The following is a 1,587-nucleotide window of genomic DNA, read 5'->3' on the forward strand; positions in this document are numbered from 1 at the left end:
GGCCACCGGTCTGTCTGCGTCAGGACCTCGCGCGAGGACACGGTGCTGAGCGGTCGACGCCGCTCAGCACCGGGCGGACTCAGCGCTGTGGATCGTCGCGGCCGGTCTCGCTGCTGTTGCTCGATGGCAGATCCTCGGGCTCTGCCGTGTCACGGCCCTCAGCCGCACTCTTGGCCTCGGCCGCCTCGACCTTGGACTGTGCGGAGTCGAGCACGGCGTCCGCCTCGGCGGTGTCCGGTCTCTCCTCCGGGGGTGCGGCACCTCCCCGTGGACCGTTGGCGTGGACGATGTAGCTGACGACAGTGTTGAGCACGGCGACGAGCGGAACCGCGAAGAGGGCGCCGACGATGCCGAAGAGGAAGCCGCCGGCGGCCACGGCGAGGACGACGGCGAGTGGGTGGACGGAGACGGCCTTGCCCATGAGGAACGGCTGGAGGACATGGCCTTCGAGCTGCTGGACGCCGATGACGACGGCGAGCATGATGATCGCTGAGACGAGCCCGTTCGACACGAGCGCGACGACGACGGCGACGATGCCCGAGGCGACGGCACCGACGATCGGGACGAACGAGGAGAGGAAGACGAGCAGCGTCATCGGGATGACGAGCGGCACGCCGAGGATCGCGGCACCGATGCCGATGCCGATCGCGTCGACAGCGGCGACGAGGATCTGCACCCGCACGTACTGCGTCAGCGTCGTCCACCCGCGACGGGCGGCGCCGATCGCGACCGGCTGCGCGGGGATCGGGAGGAGGTTCGCGACCCACCCGAAGATGCGCTTGCCGTCGTAGAGGAAGAAGAACGTCGCGAACAGGGTCATGAGGAGACCGGCGAGGAACGACCCCACCGAGGTGGTCGCCTGGACCGCTCCGCCGAGCAGCTGCGAGCCGTTGTTCTGGAGGAACTGGGTCGCCGACTGGACCGCGTCGTCGATGTAGGTCGAGATCGTTCCCGAGTCGATGCCGAACGGATTGTGCGCGAGCCAGTCGCTGATGCTCGAGAACCCGGTGATGACCTGATCGATGAGGTCGGGCATGCCGGAGTAGATCTGCTGTCCGACGAGGGTGAAGAGCCCGACGACGACGACGATGAAGCCGACGAAGGAGATGGCGGCGGCGAGACCGCGCGGCATCCGCTTCGCGAGCCAATCGGTGAGCGGACCGAGCAGTGCCGCCAGCAGCAGCGCGATGAGCACGGGCAGGAGGACGTCCCAGACCTTCGACAGCAGCCAGAAGGCCACGCCGATGCCGACGAGGACGACGATCGAGCGCCATGACCACGCGGCGGCGACTCGCAGGCCCGGGGAGACGTACGGTTCGGAATCGGCGTCGAGGCGGGCGTGCGCGACGTCGGTGGCGCTGACGTCACCGGCGCGCACCGCTTCGTCGTCATTGCTCCGGCGAGAGCGGCTGCGATCTCCGCGGGCGGAGTTCCATGCCCCCTTCAACCGGAATCGGGATTCGGTGTTCTCGTTGTCTGACATGCTCCAACAATAGTTGTTGAGCATGGCTGTGAGGTGGAATGATGACAGCACAGGAAGGGATTCTTTGTGAGAAAGCGCATCTTCTACGCCGCCGCCACCATGAC

Annotated in this window: 1 protein-coding gene; it reads right to left on the bottom strand. The window is 67.2% G+C overall.

What is annotated here, in order from left to right; translation table 11 throughout:
* Positions 1–79: 79 nt before the first annotated feature.
* Complete coding sequence (locus ABD154_RS10775) at positions 80–1,483, bottom strand: AI-2E family transporter (protein WP_344251259.1); 1,404 nt, start codon at positions 1,481–1,483, stop codon at positions 80–82.
* Between the last annotated feature and the right edge of the window lie 104 nt (positions 1,484–1,587).

The organism is Brevibacterium sanguinis (genome assembly GCF_039528855.1).
GTDB lineage: Bacteria > Actinomycetota > Actinomycetes > Actinomycetales > Brevibacteriaceae > Brevibacterium > Brevibacterium sanguinis.

Bases quoted from the DNA above. Each gene is read 5' to 3' on its own strand.
- ABD154_RS10775 (WP_344251259.1), bottom strand. From the start codon at position 1,483: ATGTCAGACAACGAGAACACCGAATCCCGATTCCGGTTGAAGGGGGCA.